At 47.1% G+C, this 21,789-nt stretch carries 14 protein-coding genes; 1 reads left to right on the top strand and 13 read right to left on the bottom strand.

The window, feature by feature from the left end; translation table 11 throughout:
* Positions 1–75 precede the first annotated feature (75 nt).
* The 7 genes from PSHG_RS22150 to PSHG_RS22180 all read right to left on the bottom strand — a co-directional run bounded on the left by PSHG_RS22150 (position 76) and on the right by PSHG_RS22180 (position 9,166).
* On the bottom strand, positions 76–915 hold the full coding sequence (locus PSHG_RS22150; RefSeq protein ID WP_010277919.1) for a carbohydrate ABC transporter permease: 840 nt from the start codon (positions 913–915) through the stop codon (positions 76–78).
* Positions 912–1,814 carry a carbohydrate ABC transporter permease gene (locus PSHG_RS22155; protein WP_148497831.1) on the bottom strand — a complete coding sequence of 301 codons (903 nt, stop codon included), beginning with the start codon at positions 1,812–1,814 and terminating at the stop codon, positions 912–914. Before PSHG_RS22155 ends, PSHG_RS22150 begins: the two co-directional genes overlap by 4 nt.
* A 176-nt stretch (positions 1,815–1,990) precedes the next feature.
* Positions 1,991–3,250: an ABC transporter substrate-binding protein gene (locus tag PSHG_RS28665; protein WP_010277922.1), complete on the bottom strand. Its 1,260-nt coding sequence runs from the start codon at positions 3,248–3,250 to the stop codon at positions 1,991–1,993.
* A gap of 183 nt (positions 3,251–3,433) precedes the next feature.
* Positions 3,434–5,290 (bottom strand): sensor histidine kinase, encoded by a 1,857-nt coding sequence (locus PSHG_RS29630; RefSeq protein WP_010277923.1) that lies wholly within the window; start codon positions 5,288–5,290, stop codon positions 3,434–3,436.
* On the bottom strand, positions 5,271–6,812 hold the full coding sequence (locus PSHG_RS22170) for a response regulator transcription factor (RefSeq protein ID WP_010277924.1): 1,542 nt from the start codon (positions 6,810–6,812) through the stop codon (positions 5,271–5,273). Before PSHG_RS22170 ends, PSHG_RS29630 begins: the two co-directional genes overlap by 20 nt.
* 238 nt (positions 6,813–7,050) lie before the next feature.
* Positions 7,051–7,797, bottom strand: coding sequence for a GntR family transcriptional regulator (locus PSHG_RS22175; RefSeq protein ID WP_010277928.1), 747 nt, complete (start codon positions 7,795–7,797; stop codon positions 7,051–7,053).
* Between the two features lie 370 nt (positions 7,798–8,167).
* Positions 8,168–9,166 (bottom strand): SIS domain-containing protein, encoded by a 999-nt coding sequence (locus tag PSHG_RS22180; RefSeq protein ID WP_010277933.1) that lies wholly within the window; start codon positions 9,164–9,166, stop codon positions 8,168–8,170.
* Between the two features lie 345 nt (positions 9,167–9,511).
* Here PSHG_RS22180 and PSHG_RS22185 point away from each other — a divergent pair, with 345 nt between their 5' ends.
* Positions 9,512–10,711, top strand: a complete 1,200-nt coding sequence (locus PSHG_RS22185) for an SLC45 family MFS transporter (protein ID WP_010277936.1) — start codon at positions 9,512–9,514, stop codon at positions 10,709–10,711.
* A gap of 127 nt (positions 10,712–10,838) precedes the next feature.
* On the opposite strand, the gene PSHG_RS22190 is transcribed toward PSHG_RS22185, so the two are convergent.
* From PSHG_RS22190 to PSHG_RS22215, 6 genes are all read right to left on the bottom strand, one after another.
* Positions 10,839–11,828 (bottom strand): phosphotransferase, encoded by a 990-nt coding sequence (locus PSHG_RS22190; protein ID WP_010277940.1) that lies wholly within the window; start codon positions 11,826–11,828, stop codon positions 10,839–10,841.
* Positions 11,829–12,386: 558 nt separating this feature from the next.
* The gene (gene ade / locus PSHG_RS22195; protein ID WP_010277943.1) at positions 12,387–14,216 is read right to left on the bottom strand and encodes an adenine deaminase; all 1,830 of its coding nucleotides are present in this window, start codon (positions 14,214–14,216) and stop codon (positions 12,387–12,389) included.
* A gap of 298 nt (positions 14,217–14,514) precedes the next feature.
* Entirely contained in the window at positions 14,515–15,147 is a 633-nt protein-coding gene (locus tag PSHG_RS22200; protein ID WP_010277945.1) for a response regulator transcription factor, read from the bottom strand.
* A gap of 15 nt (positions 15,148–15,162) precedes the next feature.
* Entirely contained in the window at positions 15,163–15,528 is a 366-nt protein-coding gene (locus PSHG_RS22205; protein ID WP_157213489.1) for an ATP-binding protein, read from the bottom strand.
* 28 nt (positions 15,529–15,556) lie between these two features.
* The gene (locus PSHG_RS22210) at positions 15,557–16,456 is read right to left on the bottom strand and encodes a hypothetical protein (protein ID WP_026021555.1); all 900 of its coding nucleotides are present in this window, start codon (positions 16,454–16,456) and stop codon (positions 15,557–15,559) included.
* A 319-nt stretch (positions 16,457–16,775) separates the two neighbouring features.
* Positions 16,776–21,644, bottom strand: coding sequence for a leucine-rich repeat protein (locus tag PSHG_RS22215; protein WP_010277949.1), 4,869 nt, complete (start codon positions 21,642–21,644; stop codon positions 16,776–16,778).
* Positions 21,645–21,789: the final 145 nt, after the last annotated feature.

Consider the following 21,789-nt stretch of genomic DNA (forward strand, 5'->3'; position numbering starts at 1 on the left):
TCTAGCCTGATTCTTGTTCGCGTATTCTTGTTTGTCTTTTGAGTTTGTCTTTTGAGTTTGTCTTTGGTTGGTTGATTAGTCTTTCATCGAGCCGCTGGCCAGCCCGCTAACGATATATTTTTGCAGGAAGGTAAAAATCAGAATGATCGGAACCGCGGCAATTGCGGCGACCGCCATCAAATAATTCCACTGCGTGCCGAATTCCCCTGTGAATTTGGCCAAGCCCATCGTCAACGGTCTGACCGCTTCATTCGTCGTCAGCGTGAGCGCGAAGATGAAATCTCCCCATCCCCACAGAAAGCTGATCGCGCCGATCGTCACCATTCCGGGAACGACGAGCGGCATCACAATTTTGAAGAATGCATTGAATTTATTGCAGCCATCGATCAACGCCGCTTCTTCAACGCCGCTAGGGACACCGAGGAAATACGGCCGCAGCACGAGCACGGCAAAAGGCAGCGAGTGCGTCGTGTTGGCGATAATGAGCGCCAAGTAGCTGTTCACCAATTCAAACTTGGAAAACATAACGAACAGCGGCATCGCCAGCATAATGTTCGGAAGCATCTGCACAGCAAGCATAAGGATGAGCACAAGCCCTACGCCCCGGATGGGCAATCGCGCCAAACCGTATGCGGTCGGTGTGGCCAACAGCAGTGTAAGCAGGGCCGTGCCCGAAGCAATGATCACACTGTTGCCGATATAATGAAAAATTTCCGTATTGTGTACAAAGTTCGCTGCGTACGCTTCCAGTGTCGGCGATACCGGAATGTAATTGGGCGGGTATGCAAACAGCTCGTTCATCGGCTTGATCGAAGTGACGAACAGCCAATACAAAGGAAATAAGTAAACAACCGTAGCCGCGCACGCCACAACAAACACCGCGGTGCGTCTAATAGTGGGCAACTGCTGCTTCATTGCTTTTCCTCCTTTCGGCTCGAGAAGAGATAGAAGGAAGAAACTATCATGAGCAGCATGAACATGATCGTAGCGACTGTCGAGCCTCTGCTGATGTCATAGTCGGCAAAAGCCAGCTTGTAAGCATACAGAGGCATAATCATCGTCGCATTCACAGGACCGCCGCCCGTCATCACATAGATCAGATCAAACGCTTTGAACGTATAGATCAGCACCAGCATGAGCACGATGACAATCGTTGGCCGCATTAACGGCAGCGTGATGCTGACGAATTGCCGAAACGGACCCGCGCCGTCTATTTTGGCCGCCTCGTACAGCTGCTCCGGCAGCGTTTGCAAGCCTGACAGCAGGATCAGCATGCTGAACGGTATGCCGATCCATATATTTGCAATAATTGTGCTGAGCAGGGCCGTGTCCTGAGTGGAAAGCCAAAAGATCGGACCGTCAATGAGCCCGATCAGGCTCAGCAAATGGTTGAAGACACCGGAGTCTCCCGAGAAAATCCATTTAAACAACGTCCCCGTAATGACAATGGGCATCAGCCAGCCGAGCAGAATGAGCGAACGCATCAGATCCCTTCCCGGAAACTTCCTGTTGAAGAACAAAGCAAGTGAGAATCCGATCACGAACTGGAACACGAGCGATCCTGCCGTAAAGATCAGGGAGTTAATGCCGGAGGACAAAAACAACGGATCTGCGAAGACTGCTTTGTAGTTGTCCCAGCCGACGAATGCGGCGCCGCCGCGCAAATTCATCAAAGTCACGTTCTGAAAGCTGATCCAGACGTTATAAAAGATCGGAAACACAAGGAACAACAAAACAAACAGAAGTCCGGGGAGAACAAACAAGTAATTGGTAATAGCTGCTGAGAAGCGCGGTCTGGTTTTGATGTTCATCATTTTTCTCCCTCTTTTAAAAAAAGCTTTTAACGAAGCCCTTTCGAAGATGAATAACCCGGTACTAGCGGTAACTTTTCATGCCAATCAGAAAGCGGGTTTTCCGATATCGAAATCTTCTGCTTTCTGATGTGGTAAAAAAATCTGGAGGGGAGTATGCCTAGCCTCCCCTTTCGAAATTACGGCAAAAATGGTGCAATCTTTGCAGCCGCTTCGGAAGCCGCTTCTTCCGGTGTCGAAACTCCCGTAATGGTCCGCTGTATCATCTCCTGAATAGCTTCTGAAATTTTCGGATAATCGGGACCGTACGCCCTCGCCTTAGCCCATTCATGCTGGCTGGCGAAAATTTTCATATATTCGTCTTCCTGCCAATATTCCTCTTCGATCAAATCTTTCCGGCTCGGAATTCTCGCTCCTCCCACGAGCAGCGGTTCCAAATATTCCTGCTGCTGGGAGAACATGATGATATCCCATGCGATATCCTTATGCTCAGACGTTGACGCAATCGCCCAGTTGTCCCCGCCGAGGATCGTCGCTTTCTCCTTTCCTTCCGGGAGATGCACGAGACCCCAGTTGAAGTCCGCTTCTTCCAGCGCGGGCAATTGCCACGGACCGCTGATTACCATCGCCAGCTTGCCCGCCATGAACTGCAGGAAGGTCGCCTGCTGGTCCTGATTCAACACATCCAGCGACATAGCCCCGGAATCGATCAGCTCTTTGTAGAGCGCCAAGCTGTCTACCGTTCCCTGACTGCCGATGTCGGTTACATCCGATCCGGACTGCCACAGAAAAGGGAGATACTGGAACGTCAATTGCTCGCTCTTCGTTGCCGCTATGCCAATTCCGTAAACTTCGCTGCTGCTCAGCGCCTTGGCCGTCTCGAGCAGCTCATCCCAGGTAGTTGGCGGCTGCAATTCAGCTGCCTCGAACATATCCGCGTTGTAGAATAATCCTAGGTTGTTGTTGCTTACCGGTACCCCGTAGTTTCTTCCCTCATACATGGTGGCATTCCAGGGAGCTTCGAAATACATATCCGCTTCCCCCCAGGCCTCAACCTTGTCCGTAATGTCTTCCAGCACGCCGGAGGCGGCAAAAGCCTGGTGGTCAGGACCGTCGATCATCACGATGTCGGGAAGCTGCCCGGCGGCTGAGCCGATCAACAGCTTGTTCTTGATATCTGCGAACGGCACAAACGTTCTTTCTATCTTGACGTTAGGGTGTTCTTTTTCATAAGCGTCAATCAGCGTTTGCAGCGATTCAATCATCGCTTCGTTGGGTTGGAAATCCCACCACGTAATCGTTACCTGCTCTTCTTCCGGAGCCGCCGATCCTCCGCTGCCAGGCGGTTGGGACTCGCTTGGCGTGCCGTTGTTCGAAGAGCATGCCGCGACGAACACCATAAGAAATGTGCACAAATATAGCAAACTGCGTTTAACCATACCTATTGACCTCCCTGTACTGTAAGTGGGTAGATGAGGCTTGACCTCTTGAAGCACATTATAGTAGAACGCTTACAAAGGGAACATGAGCAAACTTAAGTTATACTTATTAACAATCTTAATATTCGTTTATGTGGTGAGAAAAAAAACAGGAAGACGCTTTTAACGACGTCTTCCCGAAATTCATTCTTCCACCCGCAAATAAATGTTTACCGTGCAGCCTGATAAATGGCCTGCGGAGTGCACCTCCATCCGATACCGGTCACCAAACATCATTTTCATGCGGCTGTCTACATTCTTCATCCCATAGCCGGTCGAGTCTAGCATCCTCTCATCCAGTAAATCGGAATTCAGCAGCGAGATTTGCTTCTCCAGCGTATCGGCATCCATTCCCACACCATTGTCGCTTACACTCAGCTCGATGTACTTGTCCCGCTTGCTTCCCGTTATAGATATTAACCCTTTTCCACGCAGCTTGCGGATGCCGTGCATGATCGCATTCTCTACAATCGGCTGCAGCACCAGCTTGCCGATTGTGTAATCAGCTGCAGCAGGATCCAACTGAATGTTGTAATCAAAGCGGTTACCGAGACGGATTTTGTGAATATCCAAATAAATCCGGATCATTTCAAACTCTTCCTGCATTGTGATCCGTTCTTTTCCTTTGCTCAATATTATTCTGAACAGCTTGGACAAACCGTCTACCATACGGCTGATTTGCTGTTGATTGCTGTCCAATGCGAGCCAATGTATTGTATCAAGCGTATTATACAGAAAATGCGGATTGATCTGGTATTCCATAACCCTCAGCTCAAACATGCGTTTCATCCTCTGTTCTTTTTCCAGATCCTCCAACAAATCTTCAATTCGGTAGGCCATTACGTTGAACGTATTGCCGATAATGCTTATCTCGTCATTGCCTTTCAAATGGATACGGGTTCTCAAGTTGCTGCCGAACTGACGCATCGTCTTCAACAAGGCTCCTATTCTTCCGGAGATCACTTTAGCTCCATAAAAAGAAACGGCCAAGGATAAAAGCAGGAACAGGAAATATCCGTACAGCAGACGGTCCCTTATCTCCTTTTTCATCGTTAACAAATATTGCTCTTCCAAGCCAACAAATAAGTAGTTAAGGTTTCCTGTCAGCCCAGTATGGTCGACAACTCCTTTAATCATCTTCCAGGTCTGGTCGTCATAATCAACGGCAGACCATTGACCCGAAGCTTCGTAGGACCATAGAGCTGCAGGAATATCCGTATCTGCGGAAATCTCTTCGCCATCGTAAAGCATTCGTCCGGTCCCCGAGGAATCATAAAGTCCAAACAACATGTTCCCGTAGTATTTATAAGTATCGAAGGAGTCTCTAATCTCGTCGAGAGACATATTGATGACCACATATCCGATAACCTGCTTCGGCATCGTCGTTCCATATATTTTCCTTGTAATCGTGATCATATCTTCGTTCTTAGTCAACGAATCATTAATGCTCCATATCATATTTTCTTTGGTCTTTACATTCAATAGCCTTGATTGGGCAATATCTCCGGCATAAATCTGATAGTTTTGCGCAGTGCTCAAATAAACATGCTGATTGGAGTCGACAACCGCAAGTGAATAAATGTTGTTATTCCACACCAGCCTGTACTTGGAAAGCAGCGTAAGCATGAGCGCTTCATTATCATACTGCTTTTGCAGGCGGCGCAGCTCTGATTCCGAATCTTCCGGTATAGGTACGGGTTTATCATCCAAGTATGAATCTATTAGTATTTGCTGCAAATCAGGCTCAATGATCAGCTGATTCGTCAAAGTGGTCACCAAATTAAAAAGATCTCCGAGCTCCCGTCCAAGCGCATGCTCCAAGCTTCTTATCGTATTCAACGTTTCCGCCTCTTTCTGATCGATCAGGTTGCCGATCAGATGATAGATGACCGCCACGAGAATTAAATTGGAAGCCAGCAGAAGGATTAGCAGCTTGACGAAAATTTTGCTGGATAGTTTTCCGTACCACCTGCGAAAGAAGCTATGAATTGGCTGGAACATTCGCTGAGATCAATCCTTCCTTGTAATCCGATGGTGTTTGTCCAGTCCATTTTTTAAAATAGCTGCTGAAATACAACTGATTGCCATATCCGACCCGTTCTGCTATCTGACCAATCTTTAAATTTTCTTGGGCGAGCAGCTGCTTTGCCTTTTCCATTCTTAGCCTGGCCAAGTATTGCATGCATGACAATCCCGTATGCTTGCGAAATACTTGGGTTAAGTAATTCGGATGAACGTATCCGATATCGGCCAGTCGATGCAAACTGAGTTCACTATCGTGATAATTCTCTTCCATAAATGCTATTACTTGTGCGACCAGCTGATTTTGCGGCGACTTCCCTTCCAGTATCATCCCGTTAGCAACGGCTGTGATCCACTTCTGCATATTCTGTATCAGTTCCAAGCTGGACAGCCCCGCCATTCTTGGTGCCTCCACTCTCGTTTGCCGCAATTCCTCCAACAACTCCTGAACGGAATCTATTACACGATAAAAGGATTGGAGGAGAAAGTCCGCATCAGTTGAAATGGCAGCAATTTTATCGATCAGCTCTTTGGCATAGCCACAAGCTTTTTGTTTATCACCCATCCGCAAGCTCAGACGGAGCTGCTGTACGATTTCTTCGGGATAAAGCCGCACATAATCCTTGACGGCGCCAAGTTTATCGTAAGCACTTCCAATTATTTCGCGAAATTCAATTAATTTCTTCGTCTCTCCACCGACTCCGAATACAATTGGAATCCCCAGCATATAAGAGGACAATTCAGAGAATCGCAGCAGAGCTTCCTCAACAAGCTCCAGAGATTTATTCTGGAGGCCAAAAACTAGCGTACAGCTGTCCTTCAAAATAACAAAGCCGGCATTGTCGCTCAGCACTGCTTCCGCAAACAGCTGTTTGACAGCGATAGAGTATAGCAGCAAATCACGCTGTGAGTAACCCGGATCACTCTTTCTAATTTGGATAATGCCGCCAGCGAGCTTCACTTGCTCTAAGTCAAACGGGAAATAGCCCGAGAAATCGCTTATGTCCTTGACCGATGCCAGCCGGTTTTCCAGTAAATCGAGCAGCAGCTTATCCATAACATGCTTTTTATCGTTCATATGTGCTTGTTCCCAGGCCAACAGGTTTGACTCATGCGATAAACGCTCCTGCTCCATTTCTTGACGGATTTCCGCGAGAAACTGGCTAATTTCCTGCTCATTGACCGGCTTGACCAGATACCGGCACACTTTCAAATGTATCGCTCTTTGAGCAAGCTTAAAATCATCATGACCGGAGAGAAGCGCGCATCTGATCCCGGGATACCGCCGGTTGATCTCCGCAACCAGCTCCAGACCGTCAACAAACTGCATGAAAATATCCGTAATGATGAGATCGGGCAGCTGTTCGCAAGCTTCCAGCCACTGCAGCGCAGATTCTCCATCGTCTGCTGCAGCAATAACCTCCACGCCTTCTATCCTATTGATGACTCTCTCAAGTCCCCTGCGTATTAAATCCTCATCCTCCACAATCATGATCTGCATCGAGTTTGACCTCCTCTGTTCCCGAATTGGATGACCTTCACAGTTCCTTTCCATGAACAAATACTCTTTTTGCATAAATTGATTCAACGAACATATTGTTATATAACATCTTATATCTTTTCTCATTTTTTTGTCAATAAAGCGTTTTCTATAATTAATACCAGTAAGTCAGGCCGTTGAAGTCAGTTAATAAAAGTCAGTTAATAAAAAAACAACCGCAAAACGCGGTTGTCGGCAATCAATCGATATCATGCCAATCTCTTTTGGCATTTATAACAAATTTGACTTTGCTAGTCATCAGTAGAGAATAAGAGTAGTGTACCGGACGTTCCTTTTGATCGTAAGAGGTTCTTTCGATGGCATATAGCGGAATACCAACGTCACATCGGAACAATTCCACCGCTTCATTGGAAGCCAATACCACATCAAGCAATTTGTCCGAGCGGGTTATTTCTATGCCATACCTGTTCTTTAAAATACCATATGTCGAGGGTGATTCGGATATATGCTGCTCCAAATCCGGAAACGATGCCAGAGGATAATAGGATGTTTCAATAATAAAAGGTTCATTATCGATATACAGCAAACGATGAAGTCTTAACAACCTTTTATCGTCCGTCATAGAAAAAATTTCAGCCAGTTTTTCATCGGCTTCAATAAGATTAGTTGAAAGGATCTGTGAGCTAGGCAGCTTGCCGGAGGCTGTTGTCAGCTCAGAAAACCCGCCGACAGAAATGATCTCCCGCTTAACCTTCCAATCCTTAACGAAGGTGCCCTTTCCCTGCTTCCGGTGCAATATGCCTTCATCTACCAGATCCATGATTGCCCTTCTTGCTGTGATACGGCTGACACCATACTGCTCACACAATTCGTTTTCCGGTGGCAGCTTCTCACCAGCTTGATATTTTCCACTCTTAATATCATCCATAATAATTTGCTTTAACTGCAAGTATAAAGGCTTGTCACTGGCATTGTTCAGTTTCATAAAGGTTTCCTTCCTGAGAAACAAATTGGTATTTTCTCATCCGATCCATAAACTTAATACATTATATAATATACTATTACAAACCGTCAAAAAAATCTGACTAAATAAAGGGAAATTTTCCAATTGAGCATTTTGCATCATTCGATTTCATCCACATGCGGTAACAAGATATAGACATAGTAAAACCGTTTTGATCTATTGATTGAAGCTCCACTGGGATTTATGCAAAATGCTGAATTACGAACTTTCATTTCTTTGCATTAAAAAAATAACCCGTGCCAAGTTACGCACGAGTCTTAAGATAAAACTGCTAGAATTTCTCTCTCAATTATAATGAAAATCAGACGGGATTCTCTCGCTGGAACAGCAATTAATAGGGAACTTTGAACATGTAGCGTCTTTTTTCAAGAGGATGGTTCCTTGCTTTGGATAGCTCTAAAGCGTGCATGCGCAGCACAAAGTTGATCACGATCGGCGCCAAGTAGCCTTGGATGTCTTTATCAATGCCTGTAAGATCGAACGTTTTGGCGTCGATTACAAGAAGCTTCTGGCCATACTGCTTCAAAAATTTCAGTGCCCGTTCTTCCAAAGGACGGGTTTCATCAAGCCCCATCAGCAAAATAAACGGAACATCCTTATCCAAAATTTCAAACGGTCCGTGGAAGAATTCCCCTGCATGAATCGCATGCGAGTGAATCCACTGCATCTCCATTAAAATGCATATAGCAAATGAATATGCCATTCCATAATTAGAGCCGCTCGCCATCGTATAAATCACTTTTTCATCCTTTGCAGACAGGGCATAATCATGCGCCGATTCCCGATATTGGTCCATAACACGCTGGAACACGGCTTTCAGATTTTTCAAGCTATCCACAAGCTTAAGGTATTTGTCATTTCCTTCCTTCACATACAACAGTCCCATTGCTAAGCGATAGAGTACCGCGTAGTTCATCATTTCGGGATATGGCTCCATATTGCCGGCCGATACCCAGCTGTAGTTGACTATATAATCTGAAGCGTCGGCAAGAGGGGCTGTCTCCACATACATGAGCGAGACAACCAGTGCACCCTTGCTCTTGGCGAACTTGGCCGCTTCTGTGGTCTCAGGCGTTTTTCCTTTGTGGGAGCAAAGGATAACCAGCGATTCACTGCCAAGTGTCCGCGGGTTGCGGTGAATAAATTCGTTTGAACTGTACACCTCAGCTGTAATCGTTGCGGATTCTCGATCAATAAAATATTTGCTCGGGTACATCAATGCGGACGAACCACCGCATGCCACGTAAAATACCCGCTTAATCTCCCTCTTCTTAAAAGCTGCGAAAATGTCTTCAAGCTGCTTGTCCGCCTTCAAATAATGCTGATTCAAAACAATCTCCTCCATTTATATAATGTATTATAATGTTATATGTATTTTTATATCATCACTGTTTTAGTTTTGTCAATCAGATTTTGACGCTATGCACGTAAATGTGAGTAAGGTTCATGCAATTACGCGGGCTTTTGAAATGCAAAAAAACTTCACAATGCAAAAAAACTCCACTTAGAAAGAAAGCCCTTCTACATGAAGCAGTTTGTTCGTGTGGATTTATTAGATTAACAAAGATTTAACCTTTACATCCATAGAAAGTAAAAGACAAAGAAACAGCAGCTCTGCTATGATACGGGTATAGATTATACCTCCCACCACTTCCCTCAAGGGGTGAACACGCCAATGAAAAAAACGTGGCTGCTTGGATTCGGTTTTTTCAGTATCAGCATCACCTGGTCCCTGTACAATGCTTTCGTCCCTTTGTTTCTTGAACGTTTTTTGACCAGCACGGCGCTAATCGGTTTCATGATGACGATTGACAACTATTTTGCCCTCTTCCTGCAGCCTTGGATTGGCCGCCGCAGCGACCGGACGAACACACGGTTCGGGCGGAGGATGCCCTATTTACTGATCGGTATGCCTTTGGCAGCCTTGTTCGTGGCGCTCGTCCCCTTTCATAATAGCCTGCTCCTGCTCGTTCTTTTGATGATGGCCATGAACTTGTCCATGAGTCTGTTTCGCTCCCCAACAATCTCTCTCATGCCGGACATTACTCCAGAAGCACAGCGGACTAAAGCAAACGGCATTATCAATTTCATGGGTGGCATCGGTGCGATTCTTGCCTTCGGAGCGGGCTCCATGCTTTACCGGGCAGACCCATCTTTTCCGTTTATCGCCTCCGCCTTTGTTATTTTATTCGCCATGTTTATTCTACAGCGCAGCATAAAGGAAAGACGCGATACGCTGTCCTACACCATATCGGAAAAGCAAGAGCTGAACTTTAAAGGCCAATTGGACCGCACGACTATATTTCTGCTGCTCGCCATTTTCTTCTGGTTTGTAGGTTATCAAGGAGTTGAAGCGCTCTTTACTTTATACGGCACGAACCAGCTTGGTATGGACGATGCTGAGGCCGGTTTCTCTTTGACATTCTTTTCTCTCGCCTTTGTTATCTTCGCCATTCCCAGCGGCTGGATGGGCGCCAAGTTCGGCAAAAAGAAGGTGATCTTAGCCGGAGTTGTAGGCCTCGCCCTAGTATTTTTGGCGATCAATTGGGTAGAAACCATAGTGATGCTGCGCATCCTGCTGCTGATCGGCGGCGCCTTTTGGGCCTGCATTAACATCAATTCCTATCCGTTCATCGTCTCTACCGGAACCGATGCGGCCATTGGTACGCGAACCGGATTGTATTACCTCGTCTCTTCCTTGGCGGCCATTGCTTCCCCGCCTTTGCTCGGTCTCCTGATCGACTTTTTCGGTTACTCGATCCTGTTCTACTGTGCGTCGGCAGCTATGGGGCTTGCCCTTGTCTGTCTGCTGATGATCAAACACAACGGGGAAAGCACTCCAGCCCACCAGTCGGTCGGACTATCCGGCAAATAACATAAAACCCATTCGAGCGGGCGGCTTGAATGGGTTTTATGTTTTATTTTATGTTTTATGTTTTATGTTTTATGTTTTATGTTTTATGTTTTATGTTTTATGTTTTATGTTTTATGTTTCATGTTCTCTATATGTTCCCTAACATCGAGGGGATATGTTTATAATTTTCAGCAAGCCAATTCATTTCTTTGGCAAAACGCGCAGGTGGCACACTGTGCTGATCCATATCCGCAGTTATCCACCACGTGCTTTCCATATACCATAGCCAGCGTAATGAATTTGTTAGAAAGCCCTCCTTTACGCTGCATTCCTCCCTATACCCTTCGAGAAAGGCCCCGGCCAGAGAGACATCTAAATCGTCATCCAAAGCACAAGATATAACGGCGCGGGCCACATCTAGCTGCGGATAGTCATAGCCTAACCGGTCAAAGTCCAGAATCGCGGTTAAGCGATTTTCCTCGAATAAAAGGTTGTCTACCCAAAGGTCCCGGTGAGCCCAGCCTAATCGAAGGGATTCCAGATTTTCGATATTCATAGCTTCAGTCGCTCTGCGTTGAGCTTCGATATCAGCAAGCAGCTGAGCCTTGCCGGACTCCTTGGTCTTTTCCAGAACTAAGCTCCAATGTGCCAAACGATCCTCACGGCTTGGAGGAATAAACTTGGGTGTTTGCTTAACACCCAATGTCCCGTCGTTAAGCAAACGGTGCATGTTCCCTGTTGCCCGGCCTAAATCGTAGATTTGGTTTGCATTGCTTTTGCCTGGCGCCACTAATTGGCCTTGACAATATTCCATCGCCATGAAAATTTCCGCGTTATCAGATTGGAATAACACGGCTCCGTTATGGGATAGCAATTTTGGACAAGCAAGTCCCTGATCTTTCAATCTAATTTGTTGAGAAAAAGCAAACAACAGCTCCTCTGCATTATATAACTTATATCTTTCTTTGTTGTATTGTTTAAGTAGAAATTGCTGCCCCGAATCCGTAGTAATCTTCCATTTTAGATTTAACCAGCCTCGTTTTATAGGTGTAGAATCTACAACCTTCACATCGAACAAGCGGCGCAATGTTTTTATAATGTCATCAAAAATCATGGTCTCTGTTAATCCTGTTTCCATTCGTCCACCCCTAATTCATTGTATATGTCTAACGTTTATATTCGTTATAGATACCTGGAAACCGCACAAGATAGAATGTCATCATTCATCAGAGTAATCCTTCTCTCGAAAATTGTGGATTAGTGGAAAGATTAGTCCATTACTGGCTCGCCTCCATTGGCGGCACTTATACGAAAAATCGCACAAATCCGGCGGGACCAGCCTCCGCTGGGGTCTGCCTAAGCTCTAACGCTTGCCAGCGACGCTACTTGGCTGATTTAGGCAGCTTGGCAATTCTAACGACTGTGAGCCGCCTTATTGCACCAAAATCACCCTATTTCTGAAGGGTTTCGGCAAAATAAGAGCTGTGACAAGCGTTACATTTTCAAACTGCCTTTTTGCGGCCAAATAAGATCCAGGGCAAGCGTTAGCGCTAACCCAAGTCTATCGGGGTAGCAGGTGGCGGGCAGTAGGCGGGATTAGATTTTTCTAGAGACAAAACTCCTTTGTCCACCTGGAACAAAGGAGTTTTGTCTTTTTTATTAAAGGCAGCATTAGTAACATCCGTTGCGGTTGAGTCTATTCCCCCTCCACAAAGAGAGGAACGATCTTGAAGCCTTCTGCCGTTGTTTTAATCAGGCCGATATCGGAAAGGCGAAGCTCGGGCACGACAACCAGGGCGAGCAGGGAAAGCGTCATGAACGCATAGTTCATCGTGCAGCCCGCCTGTTTAAGCGCCTCGCTGACCGCCCGGGACTGCTCCGCGACCTCTTCGAACGGAGCGTTCGACATTAAGCCGGCTACCGGCAACGGCAGTGTCGTTTCCCCATTGCGGGTGACAACGCTGATTCCCCCCTGGGCAGCAGCAACAGCATTGGCCGCCTTCGCCATAAGCTCGTCATCGTTGCCAATCACCATCAGATTGTGACAGTCATGGGCTACTGTTGTGGCAATCGCGGCAGGTTCATGGAAGCCTACATTGCTAACGAGACCATGTGCCTGATTGCCATTGATGCCGTAGCGCTCGATGACGGAAATTTTGCACAAATCCCGGTCAGGACCGATCTGTACGCGCCCATCCTGGACCGGAACGTCCACGATGATTTCTTGCGTATCCACATGGTTTTCCCGGACTCCGATTGATCTAGCCTTCACTTCCCCGGATTCAAATGGAGCGGTAATGACGAAGTCTTCCGCCTTCAGGCTGCGGTTCAAGCGTACAGATGTAACCGCCTCCTCCGGATAGACGAACTCGTCCAGCTCTACGGTCATTTTTCCGTTCTCGGCCACAACCTGGCCAGCACAGATCGTCATGACCACATTAATGTCCGCCAGATTGCCGTCGAGCATAATGATATCGGCGAAATTGCCCGGGCTGATGGAGCCCACGTCACGGGCCACGCCGAACCGTTCCGCCGTATTGATCGTCGCCATTTGAATGGCGGTAATCGGCTTGACCCCCTGCTGGATGGCATGCCGGACGACGAAGTCCATATGTCCTTCATCCACCAGCGATTCCGGACTGCGGTCGTCCGTGACGAGAATCATCCGGCGGCTGTCCAGCCCCTGTTCCGTATGGGCCTTAATCGTCGCAGCCACATCATGCCACGCCGAGCCTCTGCGCATTTTGGCATACATGCCGAGCCGCACGCGCTCAATCACATCCTCGGCCGTCACCGGCTCATGATCCCCGGTCACGCCAGCTGCAGCATAGGCCGACAGCCTCCAGTCATCGACAGGCCAGGTGAAATGGCCGTCTACGACTCGTCCGGCTCTTAGCGCCGCTTGAATTTCTCCGATCATCTTGGGATCGCTGAATACGACGCCCGGGAAGTTCATCACCTCGCCGAGTGCAATCATATCCGGCCCCCAAGTAAAGGCTTCCGCCACTTCTGCCGGGCCGATATTCACTCCGCTCGTTTCCAGCTCTGGTCCGGTAGATGGCACGCACGAAGCAACCTGCATATACGCAGCCAGCGGAGTCGTCCTCGCTTCCTCCAGCATCAGCTTAAGACCGGGCAAACCTAGCACGTTGGCAATTTCGTGCGCATCAAAGAAACCGCCTGTCGTACCTTTGACCAGTACCGCTCGGGCAAACTGCGTCGCCGTAATCTGGCTGCTTTCGATATGGCAGTGGCCATCGAGAAAGCCTGGCGATACATAACGCCCTTGAGCATCGATGACCTTAGTCTCCTCCCCGATCAAATGGCTCGGATCCGTGCCCACATAAGCAATCCTCGAACCCTGGATTCCGATCGAACGGTTGTCCAAAATTTCTCCTGAGCATACACTAACAAGCTTGGCGTTGGTAATGACCAGAGTTGCCTTTTTATCTCCACGGGCAGTAGCTACCAAATCTGGAATACAGTCTGCCAGTTCAGGTCTTGCGAATCGGTTGGTGTCAGTCATTAGTTGAATTCTCCTTTGGCTAATATGGGCTTTATAGGTACCTTTCCCTATGTATTTCCCTATTTATATCCTTATTATAGTAGGAATAATTGCCGAATTACAAACAACAGCCCTGGCGATGTTCAGCGCAGTTCTTTTTTATGCTGAAATAATCGAGTATTGCCAAGTGTTACTTCAACTGAAAAATGGAACTAGAACCGCTAGAAGGCAAAAAAAGGACCCACATCTACAACAATCGGCAGGTTGTCCCTAACCGAATTTGCGCCGAATACTGAGCGGGCATGCGTGCCACAGCCGTCTACTCTTCCTCAAGCAATCCCCACTTGCAGCATTTTTCCGCCAGGTCATAGCTCGAGCCTTTCCAATCGAACTTCTTCATCACCCGACCTACTTGCTTTTTAACAGCAGCCAAGCTGACATTGAGTTCCTCTGCAATTTGCACTTGGGTTTTGCCGTTAGAAATCATCCTGAGCAGAGTCCGGTCACTAGAGCTCATTAAATTTCTTTTCTTCTCGTATACTAGTTTTTTTAGCCGGGCCCCGTATTTGGACATTCTGTTGTTCATAGCCTCGCATATCGTTTCAGGCAGCTTCTCGAAATCATCTTTATACAGATAATCGTAAGCCCCGTTCATAAAAGCTTCGTTAAAAATATCATCGTCATCCTGCAGGGAACTGAGCATAATAATCTTAACCTCCGGATACTGAATCGTAATATCCAAGGCTGCATCAAGCCCGGTTAGTTTATGGTGATTCATAATAATATCCAGAACCACGACGTCGATGTGCTCATCCCTTAAGATAGCAAAGCCTTCCTCGATACTGGCCGCGCAGGCAAAAAGGTCTATCCGCCCATGCCCCGAAAAGAAGTCGCTAAGTCCGTTCCTCCACTCTGAATCATCCTCCACATACAAAACTTTGACTTTGTTCATGCTTTGTCCCTTTCTTTATTTGAAAATAAGGGTTACCGTCGTGCCTTGACCCGGTTTACTCTTTACTTCTACTTTACCTTTGTGGGCTGCCATTACTTTTCTTACCTGATACATCCCCATTCCAAAATGCCTGCCGCTCTTATGCTTCGTAGAGTAAAAAGGTTCGAATATATTTTGCAATTGAATACTATCCATTCCCGAGCCCGTATCGCTAATCGAGATACGTGTCTTTCCCTTGCCGCTTTCAAGGTGGATTCGCAAGGTGCCTTCTTCATTCATTGCATCTACCGCATTATTGAAAATGTTTTGTAGGCATTCTGTAATCATAGCTTTATCCAGCCACAATGTTTTACGCCCATATTGCCTGTCTATCTCAATCATCGGGAAAGCATTCAACGATTCCACAGCTTCATCTAAAACAACGTATATCCCTAATTTTTCCATATTTGGCGATATGGGACATCGTCTTGTTCATAGCCTCATGGGTTTTCAAAAGATTAAGGACATAGCCTTCGATATCTTCATGCTTTCCCGTCTGCAGGCTCCTTCTTATGTTCAAAGCGTTGAGCTTGATTTTGCTGATCGAGTTTTTCAAGGAATGATGAATTAAACCGGTACCCGCATGAACTGTTTTAACCGATCTCCGTTTTACCCCTAAATACGCGTCCCGCAAGTACAGAACCGAGCTAAAGGCCAAGCCGACGACGCATAGATAAGGAAGGATCATGATTAATTGATCGCTTAACGGAAAAGAAGCGAACTGATAGACATTCAAGGCCGCTACCGGAATTATAAAAATAATCGCGATGGCTGCATGGATTAACCTCTGTCTCCGATTCCTTTCCAACCAAATAGAACGGATGGCCAGCCAAAGGGCTGCGATCAAATATAGGATTCCCCAATAAACAATGAACTGTTTATCTACCCAATTCTCATACAGATCTGCTTGGAAAAAAGCGACTACAACCGGTAGGCTTAATACAATCAGAACCCACCTGTTTTGGTTGAGATAGCCATTATAGATTAGAAAAAAAATAAGCACCCCGTAATAAGGCAGTGCATTAATAATGACGTTCAAGATCGTCGTTATCACTATGGAAATCCGGGTGATCTCTACCGCCATTCCCTGCTCCAAGGTGTACGGAACCCAGCTCTTCTCAAGCATGATCTGCAGTCCGAACAAGCTCCCGCATAGAGCCAAAATAGCTGCCCAAAAAATCAGGCGGTTCCCTTTGTGCTTCCATCCCATATAAAAGCTGAATATCAATAAACTAATAAATAATAGTAGAAAAAGAGGAAAAAAGAACATGTCTACCACCTTAATCCGAGATCATTCCAATTAAGTATAGTATACATGTTCTTATTAACTAATTCTTACTAAAATTATTAACTAAGGATATTTATATAGGTCAAAACAAGGTCGGTCTATAGTCAATCTATAAGGTTCTATTGAAAGGTAAGCCTATAAGGGTTATCACCGGATCTATCTAGATTGATCTATATGGTTGATCTATGCTTGGTTGGTCTATGTGGCTGATCTATACTTGGTTTGCCGTCTCGGTTTAACTAGGTCGACACAAAGTCGCTTGTAGTCTTAGTCGCCTCAATTAAATTCATTATTAAGGGGCTCAAAGCGCCTGCAGCATTCTAAGAATCACTGTAATCGCTTCTGCCCGTGTTGCCTGTTCATTAGGCGCAAACTCGTTGTCCGAACGGCCATTCATGACTTCATGGTCGGCCACAGTTCGCACTGCGTCTGCTGCCCAGGCAGGAATAGCCTCCCTATCAGCAAATTCAACTGACTTAGCGGGACCAGCTTCCAGAGCTCCTAACACCTTGGCAAGCATAACAGCCATTTGAACTCTTGAGATAGGTTCATTCGGACGGAAGCTGCCATCCGGGAACCCGCTTATGATGCCGCGTTGTACCGCTATTGCTATCGCACTCTGCGCCCACTGCCCGATAGAGGACTCATCGGTGAAACGGACTGCGGAGCCTTCACCTTCCAGTTTCAAGGCACGGATCAGCATAATCGTGAACTCGGCCCGCGTGACCGGAGCATTCGGTTTAAAGCTGCCATCTGGATACCCGCTCACAATGCCTGCCTGCACCGCCTGTTCAATAGACGCTTGGGCCCAGTGACTTTGAGTATCGTTGAATTCCACCATGGGATGATTCCCGTCGTCTCCTGGACGCCCTTGCCCCTCGTTCTCATCGGTCCCCGGCTGCTCAGGAGTTCCCGGCTCTGAAGATGGGGGCTCCGAAGCTCCAGGTTCTTCTGAACCGGGGCTGCCCGTGCTTCCTCCATCCCCAATGATTACTGGAGGGCCTGATGGAGCCGCCACGACTCTCACCGTTCTCGTTACCTGCATCGCTGCGTTGCCCGCACGATCCGTAACGTTGTAGTACAACGTGTATTCACCGGTACGGTTCGTATCGACTGTGCCGGTGATCACGACATTGGCGCTGATGTCTCCATCCCGGTCGTCCCATGCGGTATAGCCTGGCTCGGTATACGCTCTTCTCACCGTCAGCCTGATCACGGAATCGCCCTGCAGCGTGATGACGGGTGCTACGCGGTCAATGTTGCTGATCTGCAGCTGCTCCACCGTCGTGTTCCCTGCAAGGTCACGCGCATACACGCTGATCCAGCCGTTCTCGGTCACATCCCACGTTGCCGGACTGCCCGGGATCACTTCTCCTGCAGGAATCCCCGAGCCCCCGCTTCCCGTAAAGTACGCCGCATCACGTTGACCATACGCCCACTTCATCTCGACAACGCCGCTCTCGTTGTCCGTAAACACCGCCTCCACGATCACATTGCCGTTCGTTGGCACAGTTGGGCTCGCGCTCAGCGTGATCGTCGGCGGCACTTCATCGACGACTCTCACCGTGCGCGTCACCTGCACCGCTGCGTTGCCTACACTGTCCGTCACATCGTAAGTCAGCATGTAGTCGCCTAACTGGCTCGTGTCGACTGTGCCAGTCACCACGACGTTATCAGTCACATCGCCTTCCACGTTATCCTGGGCCATAAAGCCCGGTTCTGTATACGCTTCGCCTATCGTCAGCTTGACCACCGCTTCGCCCTGCAGCGTGATGACCGGCGCTTTGCGGTCAATGTTGCTGATCTGCAGCTGCTCCACCGTCGTGTTCCCCGCAAGGTCACGCGCATACACGCTGATCCAGCCGTTCTCGGTCACATCCCACGTTGCCGGGCTGCCCGGGATCACTTCTCCTTCAGGTGTTCCTGCGCCCCCCGCTCCCGTAAAGTACGCCGCATCACGTTGACCATGCGCCCACTTCATCTCGACAACGCCGCTCTCGTTGTCCGTAAACACCGCCTCCACGATCACATTGCCGTTCGTTGGCACAGTTGGGCTCGCGCTCAGCGTGATCGTCGGCGGCACTTCGTCGACCACGCTCACCGTGCGCGTCACCTGCACCGCTGCGTTGCCTACACTGTCCGTCACATCGTAAGTCAGCATGTAGTCGCCTAACTGGCTCGTGTCGACTGTGCCAGTCACCACGACGTTGCCAGTCACATCGCCGTCCACGTTATCCTGGGCGCTGTAACCTGGTTCCGTATACGCTTCGCCTATCGTCAGCTTGACCACCGCTTCGCCCTGCAGCGTGATGACCGGCGCTTTGCGGTCAATGTTGCTGATCTGCAGCTGCTCCACCGTCGTATTCCCTGCCACGTCACGCGCATACACGCTGATCCAGCCGTTCTCGGTCACCGTGATGCTCGCCGGACTGCCCGGGATTACTTCTCCTTCAGGTGTTCCTGCGCCCCCCGCTCCTGTAAAGTATGCCGCATCGTGCTGACCATGCGCCCACTTCATCTCTTCCACTCCGCTGTGGTTATCTGTGATGATCGCCTTGACAGTCACATCACCGTTCGTAGGCGTTTGCGGGCTTGCTGTCAAGGTGATCTCGGGCGGCTCCTCGTCATAAGAATTTATTACGAAAACTTCCGAAACCGTGTTATATTCGAAACCGGATGTTTCTCTTGCTTTTACATGTAAATACCAATTGCCATTAGTATTCGGCAAATCAATTTTTTCACCACTTTGAAAAAGTGTCCATACCGGTTCGTCAGATTCAGGAATTGTGGTCGTATGGGTCCAACTATAATGCTGATCTAAAGGCTCAGGAAGGTGGATCTGTACCGTTACTCCATCCAGAACCTGCTCCTCGCCCGCATCTCCGTCAGGCGTAAATTCGACCAAACTAACAAATGGAATTGTTTTTTGTTTTGCATAGTTGTGTGCTGGAGAAAGCTTCCAACCGTAAACCGTTAAAGATGAGTTGGTTTCGAACGCCAGATTATGAATTTGCGTATTTGCGTTCAATACCGTTACCTTGTTTATTAAATTACCGGAAAATGTATAGGCCCCTATTGAAGTAACATGCCTTGGAACAACAAGCTCCGTGAATTTGTTGTTACTAAATGCGCTATGGCCGATTGTTCTCACTGTTTCTGGAAGTGTTAATTGAGCCAGCTGGTTAACCTCAAACGCACCTTCCGGAATCTCTTCAATTTTCGAAGGGAATGTAATCTGTGTTATTTGGTTAATAAAGAACGCTCTTTTGCCAAAATACGTTAGCGAATCCGGCAAAATGATGGAGGTTAGTAAATTATCTGCGAACGAATGATCTCCCAAATGGATTAATTGGCTTGGTAAAGTGACACTAGTTAAACAATTATCTCTAAATGCACTATCTTCTATTGTTGTCAAACTTTCTGGCAAGCTGATAGTTTGTATACAGTTTGAGGTGAAAGCCCGCGCCGGGACAGTTGTGACCCCATCCGGTATAGTCAAATGCGTCAACAGGTTAGAGTCAAATGAGCCATTTGCCAGTTCTGTAGAGTCATTTAAGATTAGATTTACGATCCGTGCTGCAAAAAAAGCTCCTTCTCCAATATGCTGTATTGTATCAGGGATGACCAAATTTTGAATATCACCGTAGTTATAGGAAAATGCATATTCTTCTATTGTAGTTAGAGTTTCCGGGAAATGGATAGAAGTTATCGTTTTCTCTCTAAACGCATTCCTACCGATATGAGTAACAGGCAGCCCCTCAATCGTTTCGGGAATATCGATATCCCCTCCCGGGCCGTCATATCCGGTAATGACAATACTTAGCCCGTCTCCTCTAATCTCATACTCAAAGTCGCCGGGCAAGGCCGTCACTTCATAAGGCCCCGAATGAACAAAGTATTCATGACCTGATGCTTCTCCTGCCCGGACATGCAAATACCAATTTCCGTTCGATGCCGGCATAGGCAGAAGATCTCCACTCTGAAATCCAGCCCACTCCGGGCTGCCTGAATCCGGTGTAGAAGCAGCCGTCGACCACATATACTTTTGACCAGCTAGTCTAGGAAGATTTATCTTTACCGTAACACTATCCAAATCCTGCCCTTCATTCACATGTTCATCGGGTGTGAATTCTATAATGCTTGTAAAAGGAATTCCGGTTTCATTCGCCCAATTTTGAGCTGTAGATGAAGGCCATCCATAAATTTGATTAATAGAATTTCCTGCAAAGGCATTTTGCAAGCCGGTCGTTTGTTTGTTTAAAAAAGTAACGGTCGATAAATTATTATTCTGAAACGCATTTTCTCCTAATAGAGTAACGTTTCTGGGAATCGTTACTTCAGTCAGAGCATTATTCGAAAATGCATGGGCCCCGATTGTAGTAAGGTTATCTGGCAGAGTTACCTGTTTCAATTTATTATTATTGAATGTACCCGTCGGAATGGTTGTAAGGTTAGAAGGGATATCAATACTCTCCAATAAATTATTCTCGAAAATATAATTTTCCAGAAGGATTAACCCTGCCGGTAATTGAACAGAAGTCAATTGATTATCATTGAAAGCTCTATTCCTAATCCTCAGTAAGCTGTTAGGCAGGCTAAGTGAAGTTAGAGAATTATTTCTGAATGCTTCTGCTGGTACATCATATGTCCCTTCCGGAATGATCAGACTCGTCAATTGGTTGCTGTGGAATGCACCATCACGTAAGGTTGTATTTGGCGAGAGAGTTAAACTTGTAATACCAGATGCCCTAAATGCATTTTCACCAACAAAAAGCGAGTCGTGCAGGTATAAGTGATCTATTGTTCCGCTAGTATTGGAAAATGCACCTCTTCCGATCTGAATATAGTTAGGAGGAAATGTAATTTCCGTTATATGCAATCCAATGAATGCATTCTCCTTTATTTCCGAAATAAACCGTCCATCTAAACGGTTAGGTATAACAATATGGCCGCCCGGTCCGGTATATCCGGTGATGCGGGCAGCCTCCCGCCCGTCAAATATAATTTCATCGTACACAAAATCACCGGATACAGCCGCACTGGCCTTTTGTCCTCCTACGTTCCACGTAAAAATGCTGACAATAATTCCTGTCAATATAACCAAGCTGCCAAAAGCAAGCCATAAACGCCTGTTCAGATCCTTTTTTCCTATCTCTCCTATATTTCCCACCTGATTCTCCCGCCTTCTTCATTTTATTGGAGCATTTTGCGCAATAGTTGATTTCCGCCAAGCCCTACCTTTTTTATCAATTAGGTAGATCTGTTTAAAATTTTAATGCAGATTATAGCTCCGAATAAGTGGACACTTTTTTGTC

The sequence above is a fragment of the Paenibacillus senegalensis JC66 genome (assembly GCF_000285515.1).
Taxonomy (GTDB): domain Bacteria; phylum Bacillota; class Bacilli; order Paenibacillales; family NBRC-103111; genus Paenibacillus_L; species Paenibacillus_L senegalensis.